Consider the following 23,331-nt stretch of genomic DNA (forward strand, 5'->3'; position numbering starts at 1 on the left):
TACAAATGTAAAACTTTAATAGAAGGTTAAATGCTGTAGCTATTTTTTTTTCTATTTTAGCCTTTCTAATTATGCAGCATGTTTTACTTAGACGATATTGGTCGATATTTTTTAATGTTAAAAGGAGTTTTTAGTCGAATGACTAAAGGTTCTGTGATACGAAATCTAATATTTAAAGAAATCGATGATCTCATTATTGGTTCTTTAGGTATAACTGTGTTTCTTGCATTTTTTATCGGAGCTGTTGTTGCGATTCAGACTGCACTTAATCTTACAAATCCTTTAATACCAAAAAAACTTATTGCTTTTGCTTCAAGACAATCGGTTATCCTCGAATTTGCGCCGACATTTATTTCTGTAATTATGGCCGGTAAAGTAGGTTCTTTTATCACCTCAAGCATAGGAACAATGAGAGTTACAGAACAAATTGATGCACTTGAGGTTATGGGTATTAATTCTCTTAATTACTTAATTTTCCCAAAGATCATTGCTATGCTCACCTATCCTTTTGTTATTGCAATTGCAATGTTTACAGGTATATTTGGAGCATATGTTGCTGGAGTCTATGGTGGATTTGTTTCTACATCAGATTTTTTAACTGGGCTTAGAGAAGAATTCATCCCATATCATCTTGTCTATGCATTTATTAAAACGTTTTTATACTCTTTTTTACTAGCTACAATACCATCATTTCATGGATACTACATGAAAGGTGGTGCATTAGAAGTTGGTAAAGCAAGTACTTCTGCTTTTGTATGGACTACAGTAGTTATTATTATTTCTAATTATGTACTCACACAGTTATTATTAAGCTAATGATAGAAGTTACAAACCTACATAAAGGATTTAACGGAGAGGAAATCTTAAAAGGAATCACTACTACCTTTGATCGAGGTAAAACCAATCTTATTATTGGTACCAGTGGAAGTGGAAAAACTGTTTTTTTAAAATGTCTACTTGGTCTTTTTACTCCAGAACAAGGCGCTATATGTTATGATGGCAGCACATATTCTGAACTATCCGAAGAACAACAAAGAGATTTAAGAGAACAAATGGGAATGGTTTTTCAAGGAAGTGCATTATTTGATTCTATGACAGTAGAAGAGAATGTAATGTTTCCTTTGATGATGTTTACCAAGCAGAAAAAAGATGATATGCTTGAGAGAGTTCATGAGGTTTTGAATCGAGTTAATCTTGAAAATGCAAATAACAAACTTCCTTCTGAAATTAGTGGAGGGATGCAAAAACGAGTTGCTATAGCTCGAGCTATCGTAACCAGACCAAAATATCTATTCTGTGACGAACCTAATTCTGGACTGGATCCAAGAACAGCAATTGTCATTGATAATCTCATTAAAGAAATCACAGAAGAATATGACATCACTACTGTGATTAACACTCACGATATGAACTCTGTAATGGAAATCGGAGAAAAGATTGTTTTCCTTAAAAATGGATACCTAGAATGGGAAGGTGACAAAAGCCAGATTTTCAAAACTGATAACAAAGCTGTAACCGATTTTGTATATTCATCTAACCTTTTCAAAAAAGTACGTGACGCGCAGATAAAAGGGTTATAAATTTTAAGAAAAGTAAGTCTATCTTTTTTAGTAGTAATTAGCTCTTGTCTTATTCAGAAAAGTTTTATTTTCTAACATTTCAATAAAATAGTAAATGTTTTAAAAGCTATAGTCTACAAACCTTCTAGTTTCATTCTTTTTTATTCATTCAGTATATCTTAAATAATCTTATACATAAAAAAATGTACTAAGTAATTTTATATAATTTTTATTTTTTCTTCAATAAAACTATTAAGTTTTTTTTGCAAAGATTCAGAAATTGCTCCCCCCTCTATCCAGGTATGTATATCCCCAAGATAATGCATACCTAAATAATTAGCAGATTCTATAAAAGGCATAGTGAATCCATTCTTAAGCTCTGCATCAAAACCGCAGCTTACCATACCCATTATTTTTCCTCTCAATTTTCTTCCGATCTCTTTTTCAATTTTCAAGCAGTCTGTTATTCTGTCAAAAAATATTTTCATATCACCACTCATAGCATACCAATACACAGGAGTAGCAAAAATTATAATATCATAGGCATTCACAATTTCTTTCATTAAAGGAATAAAATCATCATCAATGTTTTCTGATTCATAATCATATGCACTAATGCGTTTTGATTTTAAATCTATAACATCAAACCCTGTCCTTTCTTTAATATAAGATACAATTATATTAGTGTTTCCTTTGCTTCTCGAACTTCCCTGAATAAGCACTCCTTTTTTATTCATTTTGAATATATTTAATTAAAAAGCAAAGCTATTCTGTTTAAAGCAATTATCAAATAAGGGGTGATTTTTACCCTATAAAGTATTTCCAAATTTTGAAAGTTCTTCAAAAACTGAAGAAAGTTTGGTCCCTAAGTCAGTAATTGAATATTCGGTTCGTTTAGGAAATTCATTAAAATCCTTTTTTTGAATTAGTCCATCATCAATCATTTCCTTTAATTGTTTCGTTAATGCTCTTTTTGAAGCTTCGGGAAGGCCTTTTTGAATATCTTTAAGCCTAGTATTTCTCTTCAAAAGCTCATTGAGTATTGCGGGCTTCCATTTCCCCGAAATAACATGTAATGCCTTTTCTATAGCGCAATCACTTTTTAACGGGGTTTTTCTCTGGTATGCACTCATGTTTCAAATTTCATTCAAAAATGAAGATATAAATAAATCGTATGGATTTCGATAATTATCAATTCTTGATTGGAGTACATATCTCAATCAAAAACCCATTATTATCCTTAACATATCCAACTTTTTGTCCCCAAGGTTTAGTTATAAGTTTCTCTACTTCGATGGCACCTGCTTTAATTGCTTTTTCAAAATCAAAATCAATATTTTCTGTGGTAAATGCCAATTCTACTCCAAATGGTTTTTCTAGAAGTGAGCTTTTTATAAATCCGTCCTTAACATTAGAGTTTCCTAATTCTATTGATGCAAATGCAATTGTTGTTTCTCCAGAAATCAATTCGCTATAATCATTTTCTGGTGTTATAAATTTCTTTTTAAATCCAAATGCCTTCTCATAAAAATCAATGGTTTCAGGAACATTTTCTACATAAATAATGGTGTATGCAAATTTCATAATTTCTTTTTTATCGAGGGTATACAAAAATCTTATTATCTCATATCTCAATCCAATACAAAATGTAAAACAAAACAATGTGTTTTCTAACATATAATTGTAACACATGATATTGACACTCTACCTTTCGATCGGAATATATAAATCAACTACGCACTTATTTTCTGGGTGTTTACGGAAATCGTTATGGTAAATTTCAAATGGATTTTGTTCTGCTCTTTTATATCCGTTATTACTCATCCAAACAAACATCCCGCTCCAGGATTTTTCAAAATCATCAGGTGTAATTTCAAAACGGCCTACGATGCAACTTCCTTTTTTGATTTGAACTTTACTTATTTCCCCTTCTTCTTCAAAAGGTTCATTTGTGAGTACGCAAATACTCATACGCACTTTATCTTCTGCTGTTATTTTAAAGCTATCATGAAAAATTCTTGTCATTTTAGTCTCAGGATTATCTAATAACCTTTTTGATCTAGCCCATTTTAACATTCTCTCGAAGGCATTTTCTATTCCATCTATTCCAATATGAGTGCTACTGGCAAAATGTAATTCTGGTATTTCTTTAATTTCAATATTTGCATTCATTTTAATCCAATTTAAATGATTATTAATATTGCAAATATATTTTTCGAAGATCAGTTTTTCTTGACCATTCTTGCTTTCTACTTTACTTATCTTGCTAAATTTTCCTGGATTTAGTTTTCTAAATTCTGAAGGAGATACACTGTAAAAATTCTTAAAAGCCCTGGTAAATGCAGAATTACTATTAAAACCATATTGAAGAGAGAGCTCTGTAATACGTACTTCTTTTTTGTGCATCAGTATAGAAGCCATTTTTTCAATTCGCCTTCTTGTAATATAGGCATTAAGAGTTTCATTAACCATCGCTTTAAAGATTCTATGAAAGTGAAATGGCGAATAGTGAGCCGCATTAGCAACAGACTCTAATGATAATTCTGAGTCCAAATGATCATCAATAAATCTTAGAGCTTTGTTAACTCGATTAATATAATCTTTGCGAATCTCGTTTTCTGAAATTATCATTTATTTTTTGGTATTGTATTAATTACCATAATTAACATAAAACTCAAAGGTTTTAAAAACCTTTAAGACTAGAAATACGCATCTAATTTATTCTTTTTTTTCCTGTTGTATAGACTCTTTTTAATCTTTTAATTTATCTAAGAAAATATCATTGAGTATTTCGTCATTTTTACAATTTACTTAGGTTTTTTAATTTTAATCGTGTACAATACATATTTTTCATGTTCTTCATTTTTCATAAAGAATACCATTCGAACACATAGTAGCTATACTTATGGATAAAACCCTGAAAAAAGGGTAGTATCCAGATCTTGAAACTATCATCTTTGTCCTTAAAAATAGATACTGTTTTATGAAAAACACATGTTTTGTTAAGTACCTATCTATAGTGATGGGATTATTTTTATATGGTATTGGCGTTGCTCAAGACGATCGTTCCATATTGATAGATATCTATAAAGCAAATCAAGATAATACTTTAGGTTGGGACATTACTACAACTACCATAGAGGATTGGAAAGGTGTGACTGTAGTGCACGGAAGAGTTACCAAATTAGATTTACATAATAATAAATTAGCAAAACTCCCAGATAGTTTTGGAAACCTAACAATGCTTTCGGAATTAGTTTTATCTGATAATCAATTAACAAGGCTGCCAAATAGTTTTGGAAACCTTATCATGCTTTATAAATTATATTTAGATTATAATCCAATAATAAGCTTTCCGGATAGTTTTGGGAACCTTAAATCACTTAAAATATTAAACGCATCTAATAGGCTGCGTCTAGGCCAATTAACAAGTCTTCCTAAAAGTTTCGGAAACCCTAAAACACTTACACACTTATTTTTAAATCATAATAAATTAATAAGTCTTCCTGAAAGTTTTGGAAACCTTGTAGCGCTTGAATACCTTGATGTATCTAACAACAAATTAACTACTCTCCCAGATAGTTTTGGAAACCTTAAAGCACTTATGTCATTAAATGCATCTAATAATCAAATACCTAGTCTTCCCGATAGTATTGGAAATCTTACAGCACTTGAAGATGCTGTTTTATATTGGAATCAATTAACAAGGCTTCCTGTTAGTATTGGAAACCTTAAAGCACTTATAACATTAAGTGTATCTAATAATCAATTAGCAAGTATTCCTGATAGTATTGGAAACCTTAAAACACTTGCAGAATTGTATTTAAATGACAATAAGCTAACAAAACTGCCAGACAGTATTGAAAATCTTACGGCACTTAGAAGCGTAGATCTACAAAACAATTCCTTAGATATTTTATCTATATCACAATGCGATTTTATAAGTGGTATTTCTGATGCCGTTCTAGATACTGATGTATGTAAGTAATAATGTAATTTCCATTTACACTTCTTACTTATTCTATATGTAACGTATCAGCTTTCATTTCCTTGGTTATCCATTTTTGTAATGCATTCACCCTAATTTGATTCAGACTATCTGATACTTTAAATTTCCATCTAGGAAAAATAACCTGTACTGTATCTACTTTTAAAAAATTCGATTTCAACACTTCACCATATCCAAGTTCTGCCAGGTCTGGAAATCTGATTTTTGCATCTTTTGCAATACTACTATAAGGCATTAGATCCACAGGCACTACTTTATTTGCCTCTTTAAGTTGAGTTTCTAATCCCGCTATTTGGATTTTTAGATCTTCAATTTCATCAAGAAGTTTATCATTATCTTTTTCTAAACGATTTAATTGCTCAATAGAACGATCATAAGCTTTTGAGATCTGGTCAATCCCTCTTGATTTATTACCATTTATAGCTAATGTAAAATCACTAATACTCGAATATTTTTTAATTTCATTTTGCAAATCGCTTACTGTTGCTTCTGTGATTTCTCCATCAAAATATAGTTTTATAGATTCGTTATCATAATCATAGAAATCTTTTCGTAGATATAAGTTTTCATTAGCATCAATCTCATTTAGCATAAAAGCTTTGTAATCTCTCTTAGCATTACTCTCATTAAGAGTTACATAAAATGTATAACTTGCAGGAATCATAGCAAATATAGCTAGTAAAGAAGCAAGTTGAGCAATACGTTTTCGCTTTGCAGAATTTGCATAACGAATCATCGGAAAACGTAATAATTTTGCAACTGTAAATGTTGACAATGCTATAAATATCGCATTGATTGAAAATAAATACAAAGCACCTATGGCATATTCTAACTCCCACTCTGCTATACCATATCCTACAGTACACAAAGGAGGCATTAAAGCAGTAGCAATTGCTACTCCTGCTATAGCATTAGGCATTGTACCTTTCTTGGATTTTGCGATAATTAATGCAAGGCCTCCAGAAACTGCTACCAATACATCCAAAATAGTAGGAGCTGTTCGTGACTCTAATTCGGGAGTTAATTCTGTTAGTGGAGAAACCCAAAAATAAAGTGTAGCGGCAATTACACTTAAGCCTACCATCACTCCTAAATTGACCATAGATCTTTTTAATGTATCTATATCATTAATAGCAATAGATAGACCTACTCCTACGATAGGCCCCATTAATGGAGAAATTAACATCGCTCCAATAACCACAGCAGTAGAACTTACATTAAGACCTATAGATGCTACAAATACCGAAAAAATAAGAATCCAAGCAGTATGTCCTTTAAATGGAATATCATTTTTAACATCCTCAATTGTTTGATCTTTGTCTGTTTCTGATCGAATATCCAAAAGTTCTGAAAGAAATTGGCTTATACTTTCAAAAAGCCCTTTTGCATCTCTTTTTACTGATTCTGCCATCTCTTCCTGATCAGGAATCGGTTGGTTGGTATTCTCTTCCATAATAAATTTATCCGTATTGTTCTCCGTATTTTTCTTTTACTTTTTTAAGTACTACTTTAATATCCTGTTCTTTGCTTTTAGGGTAAATCAAGAGTACATCTTCTTTATCAACAATGATATAATCCTCTAAACCATCAACTACGACAATTTTATCGCTTGAAGTTCTAATCATATTATTAGACGCATTTACTGCCAAAACGTTAGCATTAACGACAGCATTATTTGCTTCTGTTTTATCTAGTTTATCATATAATGATCCCCAGGTACCTAAATCATTCCAATCAAATGTTGCAGGAAATACATATACATTCTCTGCTTTTTCCAAAATGGCATAATCAATAGATATATTTTCTGCTAGCGGGTAATTAGAATTGATAAAATCACCTTCTTCCTTGGTATTATACACCTGTATTCCTTTTTCAAATAATGCAGTCATTTCTTTTTGAAATCTACTAAATGCTGTTATAATGCTTTTAGCACTCCAAATAAATATTCCTGCATTCCATAAATAATTCCCAGTACTCAAGAACTGTTTTGCAGTATCATAATCTGGCTTCTCAGTAAACTGAATTACTTTTTTTCTTGCAACTTTACTTTCTTTATCATAATGAATATATCCATAGCCTGTATTAGGAAATGTTGGTTGAATCCCCAAAGTCATGAGAATATCGCTTTTAGAACAAGCTATAAAGCTTTGTTCTAAATTTGCTATAAAGGCGGTTTCATCCTCAATCCAGTGATCGCTTGGCGCTACAACCATCACTGCATCAGGATTATCTTTTTGAATTTTTAATGATGCATACAGGATACATGGTGCTGTATTACGCATCGCTGGCTCAGTAACTACCTGATTCTGTTGTACTTCTGGCAATTGTTCTAAAACCAAATCATTATAACGCTGATTAGTAAGAATAAATATATTCTCTTTTGGAATAATCTTAGTTAAACGAGAAAAAGTACGTTGAATTAAAGTTTCTCCTGTACCCAACATATCATGAAATTGTTTCGGAAATTCTGTTGTACTTACTGGCCAAAACCTAGAGCCTACTCCGCCCGCCATAAGAATAGCATAATAATTTTTGTTCATAAGTCAGTTTAATAATTCAACTTCTGCGTTTGGATTAAAAAGGTAAACTCTTCCTGTATCAAGTTCTACGCATTCATAGCGCTTTACTTTCTTATTACCTTTTTTGAAGATTTTTCCATTATATAATCGAAAAACACTTCCTAGGGGTAATTCAAAGATATAATTTTTATCATTAGCAGGATCAAATTGTTTTAATGCTAATGCTAATTTTTCATCAGTATCACTACTTGCTCTTGGGTTTTTAAAATGATTCGCTATGACAGGTAATAGCTTAGATGGAAAAATCTCTGGATTAATGTAAGGTAGCATCAATTTCTGAAAAGTATTTTTCCATTCTACACCATGAGGTTTTATGAATCTCCCATACTGTTCAAAAGCGACCAAATGAGCAATTTCATGAATTAGTGTAATGAGAAAACGATATTTATTAAGAGAGGCATTTACTGTAATCTGATGTCTTCCATCAGGCATTTTGCGGTAATCTCCATGTCTGGTAACTCGTTCATTAACGATTTTAAGATGTACATTACATTTTACAACCAAATCAAATGCCCTATCTACAGATCGTTCTGGAATATATCTCCTTAATATTTCTTTCAAGCGTATAAAATTATTAATCTTCCTTTTTGCTTTTGCAAAATACAAAATTAAGCGCACCAGAATAGTACGCTTAATTTATTATTTTTTATTTCCTTATCCACTTAAAATACACAAAAATCAAAGTTCCTAAAATTAATAATGGCCAGATATAAAATAATAGCAACGTTAGATTTTCTATGATAGACCAACCAAATGACATGCCTTGTTTTGCTTTGTCCAAGAAACCTGGGCGATACTCTGCTGGTTCTTCTTTAGGGATAATGGTCTCATAAATATCTATTTGAATTGTGCTAAAAGACACTTTATTGGTTAAATAATTTAATCTTCCTTGTGCTGACTCAATTTCTTCCTGAAGTTTACTCAGTTTTTCTTCTGCTTTTAGAATATCTTCTACTGTCTTAGCCTTGGTTCTTAAAATGTTTTCGTAACGCTGTTTTACTTCGAATTTTGTCTTTAACCGAGAAGTTATATCTACATATTCTTCTGTTACATCTACAGTAGAAATATTTTTATAATCCACAAATTCTGCCAGCCCACAAACACCATCAAGCACCACATCAAATTCATTCTGAGGAATCCTGATAGTGAAACGATTTTCTTTAGCATAATTTGTATTTGTAAATCTTTCATCAGAAATATATCCATTATGTTCTGAAGCAATCTTCTTTGCTAATATTGTTGCTTTTTCAACGCTTGCAACTTTGATTCTGCAATTCGCATTTCTGATGATTTTTATCTGATTATTTATAACATTTTTATTTTTTACTTCTATCCCTCCAACATCTTCAGTCTGATGTGTATTTAAAAGAGCAGTTTCTCCCGTTTCCTCTAATGCGATACTTTCATCATATTTGTTCTCATATTTAGAACAAGAGAAGGTCATTACTAATAGCACCACTAATCCCATTATTTTTATCAGTCTTGATTTATTCGTTTTCATTTTTATATTTTTTATATTGTTATCTGAAAACAAACTTAGAAGCTAACCAGATGAATCTATTGTAGAACACTTGTAAAGCAATTGTAAATCATTTTACAAAACACAAACACCTTATTATCAAAATCATACAATTATTACTTCTGAAGAAAAAATACTATTCGATCTCTTAAAAAAAGCAGTTGCACAACATTTTTTAACTGCAAATAACGCTTCGAGCATAGATATTGCTGAGTGGAAAGGGCAAGATATTGTCGTTTTTCAGGAAGATTTGCAAAAACATGTTAAAGCGACTATTAGCGAAAAATCATTTTATAGTTATTTCAAAAACTCCTCAGAGAAATTACCACGTGTAGATATTTTAAATCTACTTTCTAGATATTGTGGTTATATCAACTGGAATGATTTTAAAAACAATCATAATATCGATTCCAACCCTGCAAAATCCTTTACTATTCCCAAATGGTTTTGGATAGTAATTTTGGGGTTTGGTGTATTCATTTCTATCTACTTTTTAATCCCTACCAAAAGAACATTTACCTTTTGTTTTATTGATCAAGATAGAAATCAGCCTCTAACCAAAATACCTATAGATATTATCATACTAAATGATAAAGAATCTCCTTTTCATTCAAAAAGCGATAGTTTGGGTTGTTTCACCTGGAAAACAGAAGATGATTTTATTCATTTCATTATACAGTCTCCATATCATAAGACAGATACCATATATAGAATAGCTTCTTCTGACACACAAGAGGAATTACAAATCCAAACAGATGATTATGCGCTGATGTTACATTATTATGCTAACGGAAAGGTAAAAGATTGGAAAAACAGGAAAAAAGAACTATCCAGAATAATAGCAAATAACGCAACTATTTTTCAGGTTTTGCCTTATGGATTAGGTATTGAAATACATACAAAAGATGAGTTTATAAATAAATTAACTACCCCTACAAAAAGCTTAAAGAATATTGAAATTATAGAATCTCGTAGATTAAACGGACAAATTGTTAAACTTAAATTTAAAGTAAAATCATGAAACAGTTTGTGTACATCATAATATCGACATTAGTATTTGCCTGCGCTAAAGCTCCTTCAAAAGAATTAGACATGGAAGCTTCAGAAACTATTGAAGCATTAGAAGAAGATAGTCGTCCTATCATTTCAGAAAATGAAGCTTATATCATCCTAATTACACAAAAACTACAGGAATTTATTGACAAAGAAACGTTAGAAAAATCTCATCCAGACTTTAGTTCAAGAAGTAAACAAAATAGTGTGCTGTCTATTAAAGATACTAATATCAAAGAAGTTAACTTTATAGGGGCTTTTCAAACTGTTTCAGATTCTATAAAAACAGTAAAAACAGAAGTTGTCTTTGCTACTACTATAGATACAATCATCACTACTATAAAAACTTCAAACATAGAAATTGAAGGAGAACTATTAAAAACTACAAAAATTACTTTTGACACTATAGGAACTAAATCCATATCCGACTTGTAGTTAAAAAACAGAATCCGTCAAATTTATTGACGGATTCTATAACCAAACTAATTATATTAGAATTTAAGTATAACTTAAGTTATATTGACATACTCAACAATCAATAAAACTCGATATAAAAATCATTAAATGTCGTCTATTAAAAAAATATTTTGGATAAATCTATAGCACATATGGTTTATCATAACCACAACAGGTATACATATCATTCAAAATAATATTACAAGAGTTAACAGATCATTACTACAGCTTCTAATTTGAAGATTATTAAAAAACACTTAAGTTATAAAACAGAGTTTTTAAACAAAAAAGCAGATAACAGATAAAATTTACCACCAAACACTGTAAATGTAATGCAAAACTCTTTTTTCACTTTACTAAGGAGTGCTATTAGAAACCTGAAGAACTTTTCCATTATAAAAGGAGTTCCCGGTTAATGAAAAGTTTTTGATATAACTTGCCATTTCTATTGCGGTTAGAGGTGCTTGATACCCAGGAAACGCTTCTTCTAACATTTCTGTTTGAACTGCTCCAAGTGCTAAAACATTAAAAGCAATACCACTTTCTTTATATTCTTCTGCCCACAATTCACTTAATGTGATCACTGCTCCTTTACTAGAGCTATACGCAGCCAGTCCGGGAAATTTTATACTTCCTTGTATCCCTCCCATACTACTTATGGTAACCACATGACTACCTGATGTCATAAAAGGTAAAATCAAACGTGTAATTTCGGCTACTCCAAAAACATTTACCTTATATACTTCCTCAAAATCTTGTGTAGAAATTTCGCTAAAAGGTTTATGTAATAATTTACCTGCATTGTTTATCAAAACATCTACCTGTTTCCAAGTGGATGAAATATAATCTGTCATCTTTTTTAAATCCCCTGTATTACAGATATCAAAAGAAAACGAATGTATGTTTTTATGTCGCAGTTCAGCAATAGGTTTTTCGTTTCTGGATAAAGCTAAAACCTGATGTCCCTCTTCGGCAAATAATTTTGCCAGTTCGAAGCCTATACCTCTGCTAGCGCCGGTTATGATAATGTTTTTCATTCTATATGAATATACGTTATAGATTTAAAATCTGCGAGGTGTACTTAGTTAATTTAACTTAATTTCTTTATCAGTTGTATTCGCCATTTTTTCAATAACAGGAACACAATTATTAATCAGTTCTGCCATAAATTCAAAATTCATTTCAGATACTTCGTCATCTACATGGTGGTAATAGTCATAATTTGTAAAATCAAAGGTAGAAATGGTTTGGCAAGGCACCTTAAATTGTTCATAGAAAGGATAGTTATCACTTCTCCTGAACAATTGAAACTCTTTAGCTTTAGCCAGGTACCCTATCAATTCTGATCCAGCATAATCGTTTATTTTTTGAGCCATATTAGACATTTCAAACCCTGTAATATATGCTTTATAGGATTTATCATTTAAAGGCACACCTATCATTTCAAAATTAACCATGGTGTATAGGTTAATATTCTTTTCTTTTAGGACTTCAGCCAAATGTGCAGAACCCAATAGCCCTCTTTCTTCAGCTCCAAATAAAACAAAAAGGATACTTCTTTTATTATTTTTTAATTGGGCAAACTGCTTGGCTAATGAAATAACCGCACTACTACCAGCAGCATTATCATTAGCTCCATTAGCAATAGTATCACCATTAACCTCCTTACCTGTTCCTATATGATCAAAATGTGCTCCCAAAATGATGAATTCATTTGATAAAGTAACATCTGTTCCTTTAAGGTATCCTACCATATTATATGTCGCCGTTCCTTTAACATCAAAAGCATTTCTATAGGTATCAAAATAAGGAGCAATACCATATTTCTTAAACTCCCCTTCAATAAATTGAGCTGCCTTTTCTAAACCCTCACTCCCTGTATCCCGGCCACCTAACTCATCACTCGCTAAAAAATTCATAATATCTGCAACGTCTGAAACCTTGGTTTTTCCTAAACCACCATCTTCAGTTGTTTTTACTTGAGACTGAGCAGTAGTAGTTTGATTACAACTCATAAATAAGATCGCAATCAGAATGATAAAAATATTTTTCTGCATAAGAATATGTTTTTGATAAAGATAAAAAATCCCGCCTCATTTGAGACAGGATTAATTGTGAATATTATTTAAAGTATTTGAAACTATGCCAACATAGTAACCGGGTTTTCTAAATACTGTTTTAGTGTCTGTAAAAATTGAGCTCCTGTAGCTCCATCTACTGTTCTATGATCACAAGCTAAAGTAACTTTCATTGTATTACCTACTACAACCTGACCATCTTTTACTACTGGTTTTTCTACAATCGCTCCTACCGATAATATTGCAGAATTAGGCTGATTAATAATAGAAGTAAATTCCTGAATACCAAACATACCCAAGTTTGACACCGTAAAAGTACTACCACTCATTTCTTGTGGAGTTAATTTCTTATCACGAGCTCTAGTGGCCAAATCACGAACTTTAGTATCAATTTCCATGATATTCATTTGATCTGTAAAAGGTAATACAGGAACTACCAATCCATCTGGTACAGCTACTGCAACACCAACACTAATGTGTTTGTTATAGACAGTTACATCATCTTTCCATGTAGTATTTACTTGTGGATGTCTTCTTAAAGCCATCGCACATGCTTTTACCACCATATCATTAAACGATACTTTTGTATCAGGTAACTCATTAATAATTTTACGAGAAGAGATCGCATTATCCATATTTACCTCTATAGTCAAATAGTAGTGTGGTGCAGTAAATTTAGAAGCCGACAAGCTTCTTGCAATCGCTTTACGCATTTGCGAATTCTTTACCTCTTCAAAACTCTCTTCTCCTGCAGGAGTAAATGTTTGTACTATTGTTGTAGGGGTTGTTTCGTTAGTTGATACTGGAGTACTAGTAGGAGCAGAAGGCGTAAATGTTTCCACATCCTTTTTAACGATACGCCCATTCTCACCAGTTCCTTTGACCTGGGAAAGATCAATTCCTTTATCCGCTGCAATTTTCTTAGCTAAAGGAGAAGCAAATATTCTACCTCCATTAGTTGTTGCGACAGGAGCCGTTTCTGTTTTTATTTCGGGTTTTGCTTCTGTCTCAGATTTTTGATCACTACCCGTTGAACTAGCAACAGTCACTCCATCTTTTAAACCTGAAACATCTGTGCCTTCAGGCCCTATTATTGCCAACAGCACATCAACCTTTGCAGTTTGTCCTTCTTCTATACCTATATATAGTAGAGTTCCGTTATAGAAGGATTCAAACTCCATTGTAGCTTTATCTGTCTCTATTTCAGCCAAGATATCTCCTTCTTCTACAGTATCTCCAACTTTTTTCAACCAGGTTGCTACTGTTCCTTCTTCCATTGTATCACTAAGACGAGGCATAGTAATAATTTCAACTCCGTCTGGTATTGCTGTAGATTCAGACGACGTTGGAACCGCCGATTCTTCAGTGTTTTCTTCTTTTGGAGCATCAGCAGCTGGTGCTGCACTTCCATTTAACAAACCAGAAATATCTTCACCTTCTTCTCCGATAATTGCTAATAACTGATCTACTGGTGCTGTTTCTCCTTCTTGGATTCCTACATGAAGTAGTACTCCATCATAAAAAGACTCAAACTCCATTGTAGCTTTATCGGTTTCTATTTCAGCCAGGATATCTCCTTCGCTAATTGTATCTCCTTTTTTAACAAGCCACTTCGCAACAACTCCTTCTTCCATGGTGTCGCTCAATCGCGGCATATTAATTACTGTAGCCATAATCTATTGTGGTTTGTGTGATAAAAATGGATAATCATCCTGTTCATATACAACATCGTACATTACATTCTTTTCTGGGAATGGTGATTCCTCAGCAAATTTCTGACATTCCGCAACTCTATCTTTTACTCTTTTATCGATCTCAGCAACTTCTTCATCTGTAGCATATTTTTTATCTTTAATAATATCCAAAACCTGAGTTATAGGGTCTATTTTTTGATACTCTGCTACTTCTTCCTTTGTACGATATTTTTGAGCATCACTCATAGAGTGCCCTCTATATCTATATGTTTTTAATTCTAAAAATGTTGGCCCTCCTCCTGTTCGTGCTCTAGTAATAGCTTCATCCATTGCTTCAGCAACTTTTATAGGATTCATTGCATCTACAGGACCAGAAGGCATTTCATATCCTTGTCCTAGTTTCCAGATATCAGTGTGGTTTGCTGTTCTTTCTACAGAAGTACCCATAGCATATCCATTATTTTCTACACAAAACACTACTGGTAATTTCCATAGCATCGCCAAGTTAAAAGTCTCATGCAACGATCCCTGACGAGCAGCTCCATCACCAAAAAATGTAAGTGTCACTGCATCTCTTTTATGATACTTATCTGCAAATGCCAAACCAGCTCCCAAAGGTATTTGTCCTCCAACGATACCATGTCCTCCATAAAATCGATGTTCTTTTGAGAATATATGCATCGATCCTCCTAAACCTTGAGAAGTACCAGTTCCTTTACCATACAACTCTGCCATTACACGTTTTGGGTCAACACCCATACCTATAGGCTGTACATGATTACGATAAGCGGTTATCATTTTATCTTTTGTAAGATCCATTGCATGTAAGGCTCCTGCTAAAATAGCTTCTTGCCCATTGTACAAGTGTAAAAAGCCTCTTACTTTTTGTTGGATATAAACCTGAGCCAGCTTATCTTCGAACTTTCTCCAGAAAAGCATTTCTTCGTACCAATTTAGGTAAACTTCTTTAGTGATCTTTTTCATTTATAATTGTGTGCTGATGTATATATAAAAAACCAGTTTAAAAACTAGTAATTATTTAATTTTTCCTCCTTATTTATTAAGAGAACGAAAAACAAAAATAACATATTCGGAATTAAGGAGAAAGGAGTTTGCGCATAAAATCAACGAAAACGTTATAAATACGAATTATCAAAAATAAGCGGCAATAAATTAGCTAAAGAAGAAGATTTGACCACTTTTCCTGTCTCTCCCATAAAATAAATAGCTATTGGCTTGTTCTGTTTTATCTCATACTCTGCTATTGATTGCCTACAGGCACCACACGGAGGTGTTGGAGTAACCAATTGATGTTTTAAGGATTTAGCAGATAATGCCATTGTAACAATGGGAATTCCTGGATAATTAGCTCCAGCATAATATATAGCTGTACGTTCTGCGCATAATCCAGATGGATAACAAGCATTCTCTTGATTATTCCCCAAAATCACTTCGCCATTTTCTAATAACAAGGCTGCTCCTACCAGAAACTCCGAATAAGGAGCGTATGCTTTATCTCTAATCTCAAAAGATTGTTGCATCAGTTTTTGTATATCTACAGGTAATTCATCAAATGAATCATATACCTGTAGAATAGATTTTAGTTCTACCTCCTTCATCTATACTTTTGTCTTATGTTTTTTTGATCATCTAGTTCTACACCTATTAAACATCCAATAGAGCTTCACAATGTACCACAATCAAAAAAAGTATCAAACTTTACAGTTGATACTTTTTTTGATATTATTTACAATATTATGATTTAATCATAATATTCATCTCCAAAGTTAAACGAAAGACCAAAACGAAGCGTTGAATCAAGTGGACTTCTAACAGAAGATGTAGAGAATAAATATGAAATATCTAAATTGATAATATTATATTTAAAACCTGCACCTAGTGATAAAAATTTACGAGCACCTTTTTCTTCGGCTTCATTAAAGTATCCAGCTCTAAAAGCAAATACTTCTTTATACATATATTCTGCTCCCAATGACCATGTAATTTCTTTTAATTCCTCACTAAATCCATCTGGTGCATCACCAAATGAAGAAAATATAGATCCAAAAGCGCTTTTATCATTATATTCTTGATTTGCAGCTTGTTGTTCTTCTGGAGTAATAGTTCCATCACCATCCGCATCAGGATCCAGCGGAGTTGGAACAAGAAGTTTACTAAATTCTAACGATGGAGTAATTCGGTTATCTTCATTAAAGATAAAATCAAAAGAACCACCTAATCTAAAGTTTGTTGGTATAAAATTCTCTTGTCCTGCATCATCATATTTTATTTTTGGACCAATATTAGAAATTGTTGCACCTGCTCTCCATCTACCATTAAAAGAATTAAAAGCTATTTCATCACTTCGATAAAAACCTGCGATATCAACTCCAAAACTACCTGCTGCACTTGCATCGGCACCAGTACCCTGAAGTCTTAAATCAGAACGTAAATAACGTCCTGCTACCGCCATAGAGAAATGATCATCCAGTTTTAATGCATATGAAATATCTAAAGTTAGCTCATTTGGCTTTTGCACATTGGGTGCATCTGTAGGACCTTGTCTAAACTCAATATCACCTAAACTAAAATATCTAAAACTTGCCGCAACAGCACTTCTTTCATTTATACGATTAACATAATTTACATTCCCTAAAAATATATCGTTAACCAGATTACTAAGATACGGAGTATAATTAACCCCTACGCCTTGCTTATTTTTAATAAAGGCATACTTTGCAGGGTTCCACTGCTGTGAAAACGCATCTGCAGACGTTGCAACCCCCTGATCTGCAAGACCCGCTGCTCGTGCATCAGCAGCAATTAACAAAAACGGTGTGGCTGTAGTAATCGCTCTGTTCTGTTCCTGAGACCTTGTTTTTGAAGTAAAAATTGTTGCAAATACCAGGCTAAGGATTAATATTCTTTTCATATCCATTAAAATTGAGTTTGACAAATATATAGTTATTTAGTGATTAAGAATAATTGAGTTCTTAATTTTTTCAAGTTGCTGATTAATTAACGTCGAATTTAGAGATATCTTATATATCATTCAATTTTCGGTAGGTTTAATTTTAATAAAATATCTTCTTCTTCATAATCAGCAATCATCGTATTCTTTCATAAAACGATAAAAACCAACCACTTACACTTATTGTTTTAATTAAAACAAACCACTCATTATTTGTTGGTTTTATCACACTTTCAAATATCAACCAAATTCTAAGCTAAAATAACACTGTTGCACATAATTATGTATATATAACAAGATTTTTTAGCAATACATATGGTTTTTAGTTATTTATTACTGTTTAACCTTAATTTGAACATATTAACATATGAACTCATAATTCAACTACTTTTTATTTTTCATAAATATCAATGTTGTTTAAAAACGTGTAGAATAAAATTCGAATATATTTTTAATCCCAAAAAAAAAGGTATTCTGAAGTATTCACAGACATAATTATTAAAAAAAGTTGGTTGCACAGGGCTTTTTAGAGTAAAAATTAACCTTTAAACATTGGTAGGTATTCATTTTTTAAAAAAATAAAATTTTAAGAGTTTATTTTTTGCATATTTTTTTCTCTAAAACTCAGAATGAAAATTTTACTATTATTCAATTGTAAGACTATTTGTTTCAGCAAAAGCAACATCGCACATCCAACTCCTTAGTTACTGAAAACAAATTCATTACATTAAAAAACCAAAAAAGAACACAGTTCTAAATTCATTCTAACTTTCAAGTTTTATAAAAAAAATAATAATAAATTTATAAATATTGCGTTAATCCAAAGTCGTTATAAATTCATAAAAAAATGTGAATTGATAATATTTTGAAAAAATTAGGGTAATTTTAACGTTTATTATTTATATTGCAAGCCCTAATTTCTACTTTAACGAACTTAAGATTATGAGAAACGCGTTTATTTTTAAGTCGCTAATGGCACTTTCCGTTAGTGTTTTACTATTTAGTTGTTCGAAGAACAATTATGGTGACAATTCCAGAGCCACAGGTTGGAAATACAATTCCAAGGATGGTGGATTTCAGGTACAGACAAATTATAAAGAGCAAGAAACAGGACCTGGTTTAGTTTTTATAGAAGGTGGTACCTTTACTATGGGACGTGTACAGGATGATGTAATGCATGACTGGAATAATACTCCAACTCAACAGCATGTTCAATCTTTTTATATGGATGAAACAGAAGTAACTAATGTAATGTATTTGGAATACTTAGATTGGTTAAAAGGTGTTTATCCTCCTACTGAACCAAAATACAGAAACATTTACTATGGTGCTCTTCCTGATACTTTAGTTTGGAGAAACCGACTTGGGTTTAATGAAATGATGACAAATAACTATTTACGTCATCCGGCATATGCTAATTACCCTGTAGTTGGAGTAAACTGGATTCAGGCAATCGAATTTAGTAACTGGAGAACTAACCGCGTTAATGAAAGAATTCTTGAAGAAGAACAAGTTATTAAAGAAAATGCTCCTTTCGAAGATGTTTCTGCAGAAAGTACATTTGACACAGATACTTATTTAAATGCTCCTTCTCAAACATACGGAGGTAATGATGAAGCTATTCGTGGCGGAAGAGCTTCAGAAAGATATGAAAAAAACAACGACTCTACAGGTTTATACATTCAACGTAAAGATGGATTACTTTTACCTAAGTATAGACTACCGACAGAAGCAGAATGGGAATATGCTGCTTTAGGTTTAGTTGAAATTAGAAGCTATAACATCTATAGAGGTAGAAAAAAATACCCTTGGAGTGGAAAATACACTCGTTCTGGACAAAGAAGAACTAGAGGTGATCAATTAGCTAACTTTAAGCAAGGAGATGGAGATTATGGTGGTATTGCAGGATGGAGTGATGATGGTGCTGATATTACTGCCCCAGTAAAGTCTTATGACCCTAATGATTACGGATTATATGACATGGCAGGAAATGTTGCAGAATGGGTTGCTGATGTATACAGACCTATAGTAGATGATGAGTACAATGACTTTAACTACTACAGAGGAAATGTATATACTAAAAATGCTATCAATCCTGATGGAACTGTAAAAATCGTTATGACAGACTCTATAGTATATGACACCTTAAGTAATGGTAGAATCATATCTAGAGTTTTACCTGGTGGTATTTTACAGGTTCCTATCGATGATAATGAAACCTATATGAGAACTAACTTTACTGATAGTGATAACAGGAACTATCGTGATGGTGACAAGAGTTCTTCTAGATACTATGAAGGATATCAAGACGAAAATCTTCCGAACAGAAGAATGTATAATGCTCCGATTCATTATGTAGGCCCTAGTGCAGAAGATAGCACAAAAATGGATAAAAAATATGATGAATCTAGCAAAAGAACAACAATCGTTGATGATAAAGTACGTGTCTACAAAGGAGGTTCCTGGAAAGACAGAGCGTACTGGTTAGATCCAGCACAAAGAAGATTTATGCCTCAATATATGGCTACAGATTATATCGGTTTCAGAAATGCTATGTCTCGTGTTGGTACGAAAGCAAGAAAACAAAAAACACCTAGACATCAGAAACCAAGAAATTAAGATTATTTAAAGTTCGTTATAAATATTAAAGCCCTGTACAATTTTGTCAGGGCTTTTTTTAATATCAATACTTAATGACTATTGCCCAAATACATCAATTGTTTCTAGAAAGCAATACCGTATGCACTGATACTCGAAAAATTAAAAAAAAAGATATCTTCTTTGCTCTAAAAGGAGAGAATTTTAACGGAAATACATATGCTGAAAAAGCATTAGAATTAGGTGCATCCTACGCTATAGTAGATGAAAAAGAGTTCAAGACTTCTGAAAAGCACATTCTAGTAAATAATGCTTTAAAAACATTACAAGAACTAGCATCTTATCATCGAAAGTATTTAGGCATTCCCATTATTGCTCTAACTGGAAGTAATGGAAAAACAACCACAAAAGAACTCATCAACAGCGTACTCTCTTCTAGCTTCAAAACGACTGCTACGATCGGCAATCTCAATAATCATATTGGAGTCCCCCTTACTCTTTTATCAATGTCTAAAGACACGCAAATAGGGATTGTAGAAATGGGAGCAAATCATCAGGGCGAAATCGAGTTCCTCTCCTCAATTACCAGCCCAGACTATGGCTACATTACTAACATAGGAAAAGCACATCTAGAAGGTTTTGGAGGTATCGACGGTGTTTTAAAAGGTAAAACCGAGTTATACACTTATTTAAAAAATAACAACAAACTTGTCTTCCTTAATTCTGACGACAAAAAACTTCAAAATGCTTCTTTAGGCATTAATACTTATACTTTTTCTACATCTTCTAAAACCGATGTTACTATTCAATTAACAGAAACTAATCCCAACGTTAAAGCCACTTACCAAAACTTAACAATAAACAGTAATTTAGTAGGTGCTTATAACTTCACCAATATTGCAGCCGCAATAACCATTGGGCGTTATTTTGAGATAGATATTCAACTCATTAAAAATGCTATTGAGTCTTATATCCCAAAAAATAATCGCTCTCAAATTCTTGAAAAAGGAAATCACACTATTATTCTGGATGCATACAATGCAAATCCTACCAGTATGGATGCTGCAATTAGTAGTTTTACCCAACTAAATCATAGTCACAAAGTTGTATTTCTTGGCGATATGTTTGAACTTGGAGAAGCAGCAGCATTAGAACATCAAAATATTGCCGATATAATCAGTAATACAAATGTTAATGAAATATACTTAATTGGAAGTAATTTTTTTCTCACTCAATGTAAAGATCCTCGAATTAAAAAATTCAAATCTTATGAGGATTTAATGAGCAACTGGAGTTTAGAAAACAAGAAAGATGCGATCCTCATCAAGGGTTCTCGAGGAATGCAACTAGAAAGAATACTTGAGCTACTTTAGCCATTAACAGCCCCGTTTTTGACAAAGTTTTCAAGATTTTTTATTGTTGTACTCATAGATTTCCTAAAAATTCTTTTCATAAAAAGCCATAACAAGAACTTATTAAGTAATGATTTAGCCTTGGGATACAGCTCAACGGTTAATAAACATGAATTTTCGGATAGCGGTCTTATAATAAAAAAATTATAAAGAGCATCAACTGGGACATCTGTTGTACGCTCTCCATACACAATTTCATTACCATTTGCTGCTTTCGTAACTGTTGTAAAGTTCAATCGTTTTCCATCAATAACGCATACATGCTCTGTTCCCAACCGGGTAACTTCTTCAGGGTTATATTCGAATTCACTCACTCCATTCACCCAATAGTGTCTATAACTATAATTAGTAATGTACTCAAACAACTGCTGTCCAGAAATACCAAACTCTGTGGTCAAAACAACACTCGGAGCACATTTAAAATCTACCACTTCAGGAATTGCAAATGGATTAAGTTTTAATTTGGCTTTATCTATCTCAGAGAACACATACCTAATTTCTTTACCATCATATACATCACTTCCTTCTACAAAATTATACAACTTGCTTTTATAATGAACCGGAAGACCTATAAACTTTGAAACCTCACTACTTAATAAAGCATAATTATCACTTGGAACAGAATTTTTAAGTAATCTATGAGCCTCAATAACCGATTGTCCAAATGGTTTGCGTTTCTCCTGTACAGTAATAAACTGCAATTCACTACAATGTACTACAATTTTCAATTGCAGATTTGGTGCAGTAGCACAAGCATTACAAGGACAAATACGATTTTTCTCCAAAAGCTTTAGGTGACTATAAAAACCAGTAAACATAGTCTCTATCTGTGCTAAAAGTTTTTCCTGTGATGGAATCTCATTTTCTTTATAAAAAAACAAAGCATCACCCTCTACCTCGGCCAGTTTTAAATCCTGAGTATTCGCATTAATAAGAACTTCTAACAGCTCAGAAATTACGTGTTGACTATGTTCTACCTCTGTATTTTGAACAAAATATGTAAAACCTGAAATATCAGGGATAAACAATAGTGAATTTGCCATGCAGATATTTAATATACTCTAATTTACCTAATAGAAATGATGTGTGTTTTCCATATATCATTGTTCAAATCAATTTGTACCACAACACAATTATCACATCAAATATGCGATACTATACAAATCTATACAATTTAAAGAGATAGATTACACTTTTAATCGTTAGTAAATACATAAATCATCTTTCTTTAAGCTTTTTTAAACTGCATAATTCGATCCTAACACAAGTTCACACCTCTTTCATAGAATTCTTCTTTATATCGCATATTTATAGCCTGAAAAATTATCTATACTTTCAAAAGGTAGTATTAGATTCTTATTTTTGATTTGGAGTTTCTTCTGGAAATGAAAAAAACCTACACA

The 23,331-nt window shown here is 32.2% G+C and carries 22 protein-coding genes; 7 read left to right on the forward strand and 15 right to left on the reverse strand.

Features of this window, described 5'->3' with window-relative positions:
• The first annotated feature begins 78 nt into the window (after positions 1-78).
• Positions 79-816, forward strand: coding sequence for an ABC transporter permease (locus tag DK442_RS07450; RefSeq protein WP_109435228.1), 738 nt, complete (start codon positions 79-81; stop codon positions 814-816).
• Positions 816-1,580, forward strand: a complete 765-nt coding sequence (locus DK442_RS07455; RefSeq protein ID WP_109435229.1) for an ABC transporter ATP-binding protein — start codon at positions 816-818, stop codon at positions 1,578-1,580. The genes DK442_RS07450 and DK442_RS07455 overlap by 1 nt, the downstream gene beginning before the upstream one ends.
• A gap of 197 nt (positions 1,581-1,777) precedes the next feature.
• On the opposite strand, the gene DK442_RS07460 is transcribed toward DK442_RS07455, so the two are convergent.
• From DK442_RS07460 to DK442_RS07475, 4 genes are all read right to left on the reverse strand, one after another.
• Complete coding sequence (locus DK442_RS07460; RefSeq protein WP_109435230.1) at positions 1,778-2,296, reverse strand: flavodoxin family protein; 519 nt, start codon at positions 2,294-2,296, stop codon at positions 1,778-1,780.
• A 72-nt stretch (positions 2,297-2,368) separates the two neighbouring features.
• Positions 2,369-2,692: a helix-turn-helix domain-containing protein gene (locus DK442_RS07465; RefSeq protein WP_109435231.1), complete on the reverse strand. Its 324-nt coding sequence runs from the start codon at positions 2,690-2,692 to the stop codon at positions 2,369-2,371.
• 58 nt (positions 2,693-2,750) lie between these two features.
• A complete protein-coding gene (locus DK442_RS07470; RefSeq protein WP_109435232.1) occupies positions 2,751-3,143 on the reverse strand; it encodes a VOC family protein in 393 nt (130 codons plus the stop codon).
• A 120-nt stretch (positions 3,144-3,263) separates the two neighbouring features.
• Positions 3,264-4,190, reverse strand: coding sequence for a GyrI-like domain-containing protein (locus tag DK442_RS07475; RefSeq protein ID WP_109435233.1), 927 nt, complete (start codon positions 4,188-4,190; stop codon positions 3,264-3,266).
• Between the two features lie 352 nt (positions 4,191-4,542).
• Here DK442_RS07475 and DK442_RS07480 point away from each other — a divergent pair, with 352 nt between their 5' ends.
• Positions 4,543-5,547, forward strand: a complete 1,005-nt coding sequence (locus tag DK442_RS07480; protein WP_109435234.1) for a leucine-rich repeat domain-containing protein — start codon at positions 4,543-4,545, stop codon at positions 5,545-5,547.
• Positions 5,548-5,575: 28 nt separating this feature from the next.
• Here the strand turns inward: DK442_RS07480 and DK442_RS07485 are convergent, their stop codons facing one another.
• The 4 genes from DK442_RS07485 to DK442_RS07500 all read right to left on the reverse strand — a co-directional run bounded on the left by DK442_RS07485 (position 5,576) and on the right by DK442_RS07500 (position 9,648).
• On the reverse strand, positions 5,576-7,021 hold the full coding sequence (locus DK442_RS07485; protein ID WP_109435235.1) for a DUF389 domain-containing protein: 1,446 nt from the start codon (positions 7,019-7,021) through the stop codon (positions 5,576-5,578).
• Between the two features lie 7 nt (positions 7,022-7,028).
• Entirely contained in the window at positions 7,029-8,108 is a 1,080-nt protein-coding gene (locus DK442_RS07490; RefSeq protein ID WP_109435236.1) for a mannose-1-phosphate guanylyltransferase, read from the reverse strand.
• Positions 8,109-8,111: 3 nt separating this feature from the next.
• Positions 8,112-8,708, reverse strand: a complete 597-nt coding sequence (locus tag DK442_RS07495; protein ID WP_109435237.1) for a SprT-like domain-containing protein — start codon at positions 8,706-8,708, stop codon at positions 8,112-8,114.
• An 85-nt stretch (positions 8,709-8,793) separates the two neighbouring features.
• Entirely contained in the window at positions 8,794-9,648 is an 855-nt protein-coding gene (locus DK442_RS07500; RefSeq protein WP_109435238.1) for a DUF4349 domain-containing protein, read from the reverse strand.
• Positions 9,649-9,916: 268 nt separating this feature from the next.
• Here DK442_RS07500 and DK442_RS07505 point away from each other — a divergent pair, with 268 nt between their 5' ends.
• Both DK442_RS07505 and DK442_RS07510 read left to right on the forward strand, forming a co-directional pair.
• Positions 9,917-10,687, forward strand: a complete 771-nt coding sequence (locus DK442_RS07505) for a hypothetical protein (protein ID WP_109435239.1) — start codon at positions 9,917-9,919, stop codon at positions 10,685-10,687.
• On the forward strand, positions 10,684-11,154 hold the full coding sequence (locus DK442_RS07510; RefSeq protein WP_109435240.1) for a hypothetical protein: 471 nt from the start codon (positions 10,684-10,686) through the stop codon (positions 11,152-11,154). The genes DK442_RS07505 and DK442_RS07510 overlap by 4 nt, the downstream gene beginning before the upstream one ends.
• A 377-nt stretch (positions 11,155-11,531) precedes the next feature.
• Here the strand turns inward: DK442_RS07510 and DK442_RS07515 are convergent, their stop codons facing one another.
• The 6 genes from DK442_RS07515 to porV form a co-directional block, all read right to left on the reverse strand.
• Positions 11,532-12,212, reverse strand: a complete 681-nt coding sequence (locus DK442_RS07515; RefSeq protein WP_109435241.1) for an SDR family oxidoreductase — start codon at positions 12,210-12,212, stop codon at positions 11,532-11,534.
• A 48-nt stretch (positions 12,213-12,260) separates the two neighbouring features.
• On the reverse strand, positions 12,261-13,232 hold the full coding sequence (locus tag DK442_RS07520; protein WP_109435242.1) for a M20/M25/M40 family metallo-hydrolase: 972 nt from the start codon (positions 13,230-13,232) through the stop codon (positions 12,261-12,263).
• Between the two features lie 83 nt (positions 13,233-13,315).
• Entirely contained in the window at positions 13,316-14,926 is a 1,611-nt protein-coding gene (locus DK442_RS07525) for a pyruvate dehydrogenase complex dihydrolipoamide acetyltransferase (RefSeq protein WP_109435243.1), read from the reverse strand.
• A 3-nt stretch (positions 14,927-14,929) separates the two neighbouring features.
• The gene (pdhA, locus tag DK442_RS07530) at positions 14,930-15,931 is read right to left on the reverse strand and encodes a pyruvate dehydrogenase (acetyl-transferring) E1 component subunit alpha (protein ID WP_109435244.1); all 1,002 of its coding nucleotides are present in this window, start codon (positions 15,929-15,931) and stop codon (positions 14,930-14,932) included.
• Positions 15,932-16,083: 152 nt separating this feature from the next.
• On the reverse strand, positions 16,084-16,566 hold the full coding sequence (locus DK442_RS07535) for a cytidine deaminase (RefSeq protein WP_109435245.1): 483 nt from the start codon (positions 16,564-16,566) through the stop codon (positions 16,084-16,086).
• Between the two features lie 143 nt (positions 16,567-16,709).
• Positions 16,710-17,879 carry a type IX secretion system outer membrane channel protein PorV gene (porV, locus tag DK442_RS07540; protein WP_109435262.1) on the reverse strand — a complete coding sequence of 390 codons (1,170 nt, stop codon included), beginning with the start codon at positions 17,877-17,879 and terminating at the stop codon, positions 16,710-16,712.
• A gap of 981 nt (positions 17,880-18,860) precedes the next feature.
• On the opposite strand from porV, the gene gldJ reads away from it, so the two are divergent.
• Positions 18,861-20,537, forward strand: a complete 1,677-nt coding sequence (gldJ, locus tag DK442_RS07545) for a gliding motility lipoprotein GldJ (RefSeq protein WP_109435246.1) — start codon at positions 18,861-18,863, stop codon at positions 20,535-20,537.
• 74 nt (positions 20,538-20,611) lie between these two features.
• Entirely contained in the window at positions 20,612-21,889 is a 1,278-nt protein-coding gene (murF, locus tag DK442_RS07550; protein WP_109435247.1) for a UDP-N-acetylmuramoyl-tripeptide--D-alanyl-D-alanine ligase, read from the forward strand.
• Here the strand turns inward: murF and DK442_RS07555 are convergent.
• The gene (locus DK442_RS07555) at positions 21,886-22,971 is read right to left on the reverse strand and encodes a DUF2652 domain-containing protein (protein WP_109435248.1); all 1,086 of its coding nucleotides are present in this window, start codon (positions 22,969-22,971) and stop codon (positions 21,886-21,888) included. The genes murF and DK442_RS07555 overlap by 4 nt on opposite strands.
• Between the last annotated feature and the right edge of the window lie 360 nt (positions 22,972-23,331).

It is taken from the genome of Aquimarina sp. AU119 (assembly GCF_900312735.1).
GTDB classification, from domain to species: Bacteria; Bacteroidota; Bacteroidia; order Flavobacteriales; family Flavobacteriaceae; genus Aquimarina; species Aquimarina algiphila.

Coding starts and splice junctions, on each gene's coding strand:
- gldJ (WP_109435246.1), top strand. CDS start 18,861: ATGAGAAACGCGTTTATTTTTAAGTCGCTAATGGCACTTTCCGTTAGT.
- DK442_RS07525 (WP_109435243.1), bottom strand. CDS start 14,926: ATGGCTACAGTAATTAATATGCCGCGATTGAGCGACACCATGGAAGAA.
- DK442_RS07535 (WP_109435245.1), bottom strand. CDS start 16,566: ATGAAGGAGGTAGAACTAAAATCTATTCTACAGGTATATGATTCATTT.
- DK442_RS07490 (WP_109435236.1), bottom strand. CDS start 8,108: ATGAACAAAAATTATTATGCTATTCTTATGGCGGGCGGAGTAGGCTCT.
- porV (WP_109435262.1), bottom strand. CDS start 17,879: ATGAAAAGAATATTAATCCTTAGCCTGGTATTTGCAACAATTTTTACT.
- DK442_RS07515 (WP_109435241.1), bottom strand. CDS start 12,212: ATGAAAAACATTATCATAACCGGCGCTAGCAGAGGTATAGGCTTCGAA.
- DK442_RS07520 (WP_109435242.1), bottom strand. CDS start 13,232: ATGCAGAAAAATATTTTTATCATTCTGATTGCGATCTTATTTATGAGT.
- DK442_RS07480 (WP_109435234.1), top strand. CDS start 4,543: ATGAAAAACACATGTTTTGTTAAGTACCTATCTATAGTGATGGGATTA.
- DK442_RS07500 (WP_109435238.1), bottom strand. CDS start 9,648: ATGAAAACGAATAAATCAAGACTGATAAAAATAATGGGATTAGTGGTG.
- murF (WP_109435247.1), top strand. CDS start 20,612: ATGACTATTGCCCAAATACATCAATTGTTTCTAGAAAGCAATACCGTA.
- DK442_RS07475 (WP_109435233.1), bottom strand. CDS start 4,190: ATGATAATTTCAGAAAACGAGATTCGCAAAGATTATATTAATCGAGTT.
- DK442_RS07555 (WP_109435248.1), bottom strand. CDS start 22,971: ATGGCAAATTCACTATTGTTTATCCCTGATATTTCAGGTTTTACATAT.
- DK442_RS07460 (WP_109435230.1), bottom strand. CDS start 2,296: ATGAATAAAAAAGGAGTGCTTATTCAGGGAAGTTCGAGAAGCAAAGGA.
- DK442_RS07455 (WP_109435229.1), top strand. CDS start 816: ATGATAGAAGTTACAAACCTACATAAAGGATTTAACGGAGAGGAAATC.
- DK442_RS07510 (WP_109435240.1), top strand. CDS start 10,684: ATGAAACAGTTTGTGTACATCATAATATCGACATTAGTATTTGCCTGC.
- DK442_RS07470 (WP_109435232.1), bottom strand. CDS start 3,143: ATGAAATTTGCATACACCATTATTTATGTAGAAAATGTTCCTGAAACC.
- pdhA (WP_109435244.1), bottom strand. CDS start 15,931: ATGAAAAAGATCACTAAAGAAGTTTACCTAAATTGGTACGAAGAAATG.
- DK442_RS07485 (WP_109435235.1), bottom strand. CDS start 7,021: ATGGAAGAGAATACCAACCAACCGATTCCTGATCAGGAAGAGATGGCA.
- DK442_RS07465 (WP_109435231.1), bottom strand. CDS start 2,692: ATGAGTGCATACCAGAGAAAAACCCCGTTAAAAAGTGATTGCGCTATA.
- DK442_RS07450 (WP_109435228.1), top strand. CDS start 79: ATGTTTTACTTAGACGATATTGGTCGATATTTTTTAATGTTAAAAGGA.